This window comes from Sporosarcina sp. NCCP-2331, from assembly GCF_023707945.1.
In the GTDB taxonomy this organism is placed as follows: domain Bacteria; phylum Bacillota; class Bacilli; order Bacillales_A; family Planococcaceae; genus Sporosarcina; species Sporosarcina cascadiensis.
In genome coordinates this window covers 1-6,414 of sequence record NZ_BRCD01000054.1, presented here as the reverse complement: position 1 = coordinate 6,414, position 6,414 = coordinate 1, and the positions used below count along the sequence as shown (strand labels likewise).

Annotated in this window: 7 protein-coding genes; 2 read left to right on the top strand and 5 right to left on the bottom strand. The window is 45.6% G+C overall.

The window, feature by feature from the left end:
• The first annotated feature begins 883 nt into the window (after positions 1–883).
• Positions 884–994, top strand: a complete 111-nt coding sequence (locus NCCP2331_RS17890; RefSeq protein ID WP_251672057.1) for a putative holin-like toxin — start codon at positions 884–886, stop codon at positions 992–994.
• 349 nt (positions 995–1,343) lie between these two features.
• On the opposite strand, the gene yedF is transcribed toward NCCP2331_RS17890, so the two are convergent.
• The 3 genes from yedF to NCCP2331_RS17875 form a co-directional block, all read right to left on the bottom strand.
• Positions 1,344–1,583, bottom strand: coding sequence for a sulfurtransferase-like selenium metabolism protein YedF (gene yedF / locus NCCP2331_RS17885; protein WP_251672056.1), 240 nt, complete (start codon positions 1,581–1,583; stop codon positions 1,344–1,346).
• On the bottom strand, positions 1,573–2,781 hold the full coding sequence (gene yedE, locus NCCP2331_RS17880) for a selenium metabolism membrane protein YedE/FdhT (RefSeq protein ID WP_251672055.1): 1,209 nt from the start codon (positions 2,779–2,781) through the stop codon (positions 1,573–1,575). The genes yedF and yedE overlap by 11 nt, the downstream gene beginning before the upstream one ends.
• Positions 2,782–2,910: 129 nt before the next feature.
• Positions 2,911–3,483 carry a nitroreductase family protein gene (locus NCCP2331_RS17875; protein ID WP_251672054.1) on the bottom strand — a complete coding sequence of 191 codons (573 nt, stop codon included), beginning with the start codon at positions 3,481–3,483 and terminating at the stop codon, positions 2,911–2,913.
• A 113-nt stretch (positions 3,484–3,596) separates the two neighbouring features.
• Between NCCP2331_RS17875 and NCCP2331_RS17870 the strand changes: the two genes are divergently transcribed.
• Positions 3,597–3,782, top strand: coding sequence for a hypothetical protein (locus NCCP2331_RS17870; protein ID WP_251672053.1), 186 nt, complete (start codon positions 3,597–3,599; stop codon positions 3,780–3,782).
• Positions 3,783–3,807: 25 nt separating this feature from the next.
• On the opposite strand, the gene NCCP2331_RS17865 is transcribed toward NCCP2331_RS17870, so the two are convergent.
• Together NCCP2331_RS17865 and NCCP2331_RS17860 are read right to left on the bottom strand one after the other, a co-directional pair.
• Positions 3,808–5,340 (bottom strand): AbgT family transporter, encoded by a 1,533-nt coding sequence (locus tag NCCP2331_RS17865; RefSeq protein WP_251672052.1) that lies wholly within the window; start codon positions 5,338–5,340, stop codon positions 3,808–3,810.
• A 265-nt stretch (positions 5,341–5,605) separates the two neighbouring features.
• Positions 5,606–6,412 carry a YitT family protein gene (locus NCCP2331_RS17860; RefSeq protein WP_251672051.1) on the bottom strand — a complete coding sequence of 269 codons (807 nt, stop codon included), beginning with the start codon at positions 6,410–6,412 and terminating at the stop codon, positions 5,606–5,608.
• Between the last annotated feature and the right edge of the window lie 2 nt (positions 6,413–6,414).

Sequence of the window (6,414 nt, the reverse complement as noted above, 5' to 3'; positions counted from 1 at the left end):
GATTTTTCAATAAATAGGCCATTTAGTTGAAGATTAATACCAAATCTCGAAAGCCCTAAAGATGCTATAGATAAAGTGCTAAAAGAAAAATAAGTTATGATTTAGTGTGTCCCGACAACAAATCGGGGCACATTTTTTTCGGCTCCATGTGAAGCTGTTTATAATTTGCTTTGTAGATAATGAATAAATGAAGAAGTTGAAACTCTTCAGTTACCTAGATGACTCATTCAAATTTAATTTTATATATCTTTGAGCTCTTCACCAAAACGTGTGCTTGACAACCCTGTCACGTGCATGTTGGCAGTGTGTGGATTTACTATATGAGGGTTACGTTTCTCGACTTTGTAGGGATTCTAATTGAAGTGTGAGTTTGCAGTTTAAATCCGCTTCGGCGCTGGGGGATTGCCTTACGCTATGAGCCTACTGGCGAAGAGCATGCCAGCAGTCTCACAGCCACGGCCTACCCCGCAGTTGCGCCTGCGCTGGTGTTGAAAAAGTACAATGTACTGATTTTTTTGCAGAGTATGAATTAGCTTGTCTTGTTCCGAATTCGAGCTTGCAAACGCATCGATCACAAGAATCTAAGCCTTTGCAGGATGATAAGTATTGCCTGAAAAACCTTCCCCATTGTAATAGCTCCAAATAGTTTGCTCAATTAAGGCAAAGCGAGTCCTGTGCTACTCGCTTGAAAAGCGTGCCGTCTGGAGAGGAAATCAACGGTACCGCTAAGCTGGTGCGATTATAAAAAATGGAATAGGCTTTTTTAGAGATTAATAATCCATTTGATTTCGCTGCTATCAATTTATAAACGTGATAGAATAATATAAGCAGCTACATAAAGCGGATGGACGGTTGGCACTCCCTTGAGAAAGGGGGTGTTTATATGGTGACATACGACGCAATGAACATGTTATTCCAATTTGGAATGTTCCTCGCAACAATGGCAACAGCCGTTATTGCAATAATTGCTCTATTCATCAATAGAAAAAAGTAACCACCCTCCGCAAACGACCAAGTATGCAGGGTAGTTACTATTTGTGACACTCTTTAATTACACTGGTCAACCGCACTTCAAGCGGATGTCAGCTGCACTGACGGGGTGTTAGCAGCACCCGGTCTTTTTTAGTATATGCTTAGTTTACCACAAATATAACAAAATTACACATCTTAAAAAGTGCATACTAAGATGATCACATATGCTATTTTAATAAAGATCCTCCATTAATTGGCGTGATGGTCCAGCCAAGCATATTCCATTCAACAATAAAATAAGACAAATAAAAACGCACATGATTGTGCGTTTTTACTCATTTTTTCCTGTAATCTATGCTTCAAGCATATTTTCACGCATAAATATAAAACAAATATTCCTGCCCGTTTTGAACCGGTTCCTGCGCAAAAGTATATCCGTGAGCCTTTGCTTCTTCCGGAACATTGCGGAAAGATCCCGGACAGTCGGTGATGACTTGCAGAAGTTCGCCTTTGTTCATTTCCTCAAGTGTCTCCAGCGTATAGATGACAGGGTAGGGACAAGATTCGCCGCGCAGATCCAGTGTGAAATCAGCTTCTCTTTCAGTTTGCATGGACGTTTGCTCCTCTCTTGATCGCTAACTTCTGATGATAGCGTTTTTCTCGATAAACCGTCAAAGCATAGAGTACGCCAAGCATCGCAAGGGTGGCTGTAATAGCTCCAACCGGTCCGATAGAATCCAGCAGATTGATTTTTGCTCCGCCTTTTACCAATACATTATACACGCCGAGGTGATCCCATGCATATGCGAGGAACGTAGCCCCGGCAATATTGCCAATGAAGACGGGCAGGAACAATACCTGCCCTTCCATCAATCTGTACATCATGCCTGTCTCACACCCGGACGCCATGACAATACCGACTCCGAATAAAACCCCGCCGACAAATGTGCTCATTGCGGCGATCTGGGTAATCGGCGTCAAGTCATAAATCGAAATCACGATGATGGTGCAGATGGAACTGACAGCCATTCCGACGATAATCGCTTTTGCCATGACGCTGCGTCCGACAAGAAACAGGTCACGGAACGCAGAAGTGAAGCAAATTTGGCCGCGTTCAATCAGAATACCAAAGAAGAGGCCGAATAAAGCACCCAGCCCGAGCAATTTCTGCCCGGATGCAAAAAAGTAGATGATAAGCCCGGTGTACACAATGGCAATCGCACCGCCGACATACGGCTGGATGACATGTTTCTTAACAGCCGATGGCTTCCCGGCGCCCCGTGTAATCGAAGGCTTGCCTTTCCACCAGCGCGTCTTGGTCAGCTTGGCACCGAAATACGTGCCGATTCCCGTAGCGACAATGAAAATCCAGGAATGGAAAGAGAATTGCGGAACGCCTGTGAAGAAAGCGGCCAAGTTACAGCCAAGCGCCAAACGCGCACCGAATCCCGCAATGATACCGCCGACAAGCCCCTGTACGTAGCGGCGTTTCTGCTTCGGCAGGCGAATCTTGAAACTATTGCTGAACAGCACCATAATCAGCGCGCCGATGAACATTCCCCAGACAATCCAGCCATCCGGGCGATTCCATGTCGTGCCTTTCAAATGAACCATGTCGAAGTATTGCCAGCCGGATATATCCACTCCGAACAGCAGCAGAATATCGCCGCCAAGCCGGGTGAATTCACCGGTTACTGCCCAAACAGTAGATGTCAGCCCGAAATATAAAGCACTTAAAATCCCTGCTATAAGCAGAACGACATAGGGATTCCAGTAGCGAGTAAAAAGTGATTGAACTATTGTTTTCATTCAATGTTGCTCCTCATAAAAAGACCTTTTTCTAGTGTAGTCCTAATTAATGAGAAATCAAGTGAAAAATACTCCATTAAGAAGAAAAATTTGAACGGGGACCCGGCCGAACGTTTGGTATGCTCGGACTTACTGATCTATAATCGTTAATAATTCACGGATATCTGTTCGTTCCTGCGGTTCCGGAATATGTTTCGGATAACCGATCATCAGCGTGGCAACGACTTTCTCGCCCGGCTTGACACCGATGGCTTCCCTGAAAACCGGATCATAAATCCAATCATTCGAACGCCAAATCATCCCGATGCCGCGTTCCCAGGCGGCGAGCTGGAAGTTCTGAATCATCGTGGAGACAGCTCCGTAATCCTCATCCCATCTGCGCTGCCGAGGATCTTCGGGCATGATGACGACGAGATGCAGCGGGATATTCCGGAAGTAATCTGCTTTTCGCTGTACTTTTTCTGGCACTTCGCCGTCAGTTTTCGGCTGGGACTCTATGTAGGCCTGCACAAATTGTTCTTTTCCTGCTCCTGCATACAGTTGAAAACGCCAAGGCTCCGTCAGCTTGTGATTCGGAGCCCACTTCGCGACGTTCAGTAATTCAATGAGTTCCTCAATATCTACAGAATCCGTCTTGAATGCCTTGATCGTTCTTCTGCTCATGATGGCTCGTTCTACATCGTTTTTTCCTTCATAATTCACGAATAAAAGCTCCCTTCATATTCAAATTAATAACGTTAATGAAAATCATTATCAATTACCATCATATCATGAGTATATATATTCTCAACTGTTGTACATAAGCGAAAATTTGGATGAAAGGTGCGGAGAAGTACTGGATTGGTTCGTGTACTGCTGTTTTTGGTGCGGCGGCAATTGATGAATGTGCGGTTCCAAGGAGTTTTGGTTCGTTCCGGAAGCGTTTTGGTGCGGCAAATCAGGTTTTTCGCGCGGATGGACAGCGTGTAACAAAAAAAGCTGCCCCGGACAGTCATTTCTGACATGCAGGGCAGCTTTATTAACTGCTTACTTCATATAGTAGATCGGTGAACCAGGTCCTAAATCGATGCCCAGCAGCATCCAGATGATCAGTGTCAGACTCCAGAATACCAGGAAGAACATGGAGTAGGGGAACATGACCGAGACAAGCGTCCCGATGCCCATTTTCTTGTCATATTTCTGTGCAAACGCGATGATGATCGCAAAATAGGTCATCAGCGGAGAGATGATATTAGTTGAAGAATCCGCCACACGATACGCCATTTGCGTTAATTCGGGAGAATAGCCGAGCTGCATCATGATCGGCACAAACACCGGCGCCATCATCGCCCACTTTGCAGACGCACTGCCGATGAACAAGTTGATGAATGCGGCAATCAGAATGAACATCAGCAACAGCGGAATTCCTTTTAAGTTAATGCTGTCAAGGAAATTCGCCCCGTACACGCCGAGCACCAATCCCATATTGGATTCAGAGAAAAAGGCTACGAACTGGCTCGCAGTGAACGACAGAACGATGAACATCCCCATCGCCGCCATAGTCGCGGACATCATCGCCGCTACATCTTTATCGTCACGGATCGCTTTCGTTACCTTACCGTAGACTAAACCTGGAACAAAGAACATAAATGCGATAATCGGCACGAGTGAGCTCATGAATGGTGATTTAATAATCGGCATATCGCCCTCGTCTCCGCGCAATGGCGCACCAGGGAAAATAACCAGTAACGCAACAAGCACACCTGCAACAACCACAGATACAACAGCCCAGATGAGGCCTTTCTTTTCAAGAGCAGTCAGTTTCTCAACCTTTTCACGGTATTCACCGTTATACTCGCCAAGACGCGGTTCGACGATCTTTTCCGTCACCCAAGCTCCGACGAGTGTCAGCACGACAACAGAAAATGCGATGAAGTAATAGTTCATGGCAATATTCATGCCATCCGCATATTCCGGATTGATGATCGCGGCCGACATGATCGTCAATTCTCCGAGCAATGCATCTGTGCCTGACAGCAACAAGTTGGCACTGAATCCGCCGGAAACCCCTGCAAATGCCGCAGCGAGCCCTGCCAGCGGATGCCGTCCGAGAGCGGCGAATAAAACCGCACCGAGTGGCGGCAATACAACATATCCTGCATCAGAAGCAACACTGGACATAACCCCTGCAAATACGAGTCCAAGTGTAATCAGACGCTTCGGAACCGACATGACAAAGCCGCGCAGCAATGCACTGATCAGGCCTGAACCTTCTGCAACCCCGATTCCAAGCATCGTAATCAGCACAACGCCGAGCGGGGCGAAGCCGATGAAGTTATCCGTCATGTTCGTGATAATATAATGGATTCCTTCACTGCTCAGCAGATTATGTACTTCGATCATTTCTCCTTCTTTACCGGGATGCTCGGCACTGATGCCGAAATAGGAAACGACAGCCGATAAGACGATGACTAAAAGTGCAAGCACCGCAAACAATGTCACCGGATGAGGCAGACGGTTACCGGTTTTCTCGATCATATCCAAAAACTTCTGGAAAAAACCTCTTTTTTCCGTTTGCATGAAAAACACCTTCCATCTATGAATATTCTGAACTATTATTTTAAAAAATTAAAGAATTTTTTAAACTTAGTCCAGTATATAGAAGAAGGATATCAAATTAAATACTTTGATGAATTAATTAAATTGGAAAATACTTTTGACTTGCGGGAGGATGGTGAATAGTTGGATAAGTGTATATATTGCGGGATTTTATCCGACTGTACATGCAAGTAAACCTGTCCCCGGAGTTTGCAGAATAAAATAGGTTTACCTATATAAAAGTAACTTATTTCGGACGCCGCTCCTTAAATCCTCGTTTAAAGATTTCCTGCACATTATTGATCGTGACATAGGCATCTTCATCTACACGTTCTAAAATCCGGCGCAGCTGCACGACTTCCGACTGGTTGATGATGATATAGAGAATGGGCTGTGCTTCCAACGTATAGCCGCCCCGGCCTTCTAAAATCGTCACGCCCCGGCCCATCGTATTGAGAAGTTCCTGCCGTATGTTTTCCTGATGCTTTGAGATAATCATGACTGCTTTCCGGTCATCCGCGCCGTCCACGATCTTATCAATAATTTTTGCTCCGATATAAACTGCCACCAGCGTATACATCGCTTTCTCTTTCCCGATAACGAAAACGGACAGCGCAATTACCGTAATATCGATCACCAGCATCGATTTTCCGACACTCCAGCCAAGCAGCTGCTGCATTAGCCGGGCTAAGGTCGTGGCCCCGCCTGATGTGCCGCCGACACGGAAAATAATCCCCAGCCCGGTTCCGACAAATACACCCGCAAACAATGCCGCCAGCAGCGTGTCACTGCCGAGCTGCTCGCCCCATGCCTTCGTTAATTCGAGGAAAATGGACATGAACACAATTGTGACGAGTGTATAAATGATTGTTTTCCTGCTGAAGAATTTATATCCGACTGCAATCAATACTAGATTCAAAATGAAACTTACCAGCCCTGGCGACCATTCGAATAAATAATAGGTAATGATAGTGATTCCGATGACGCCGCCTTCGGACAGCATATTGGGAATCGCAAAATAGTTAATACCCAGCGCAAAAATTAAAGAGCCAATAA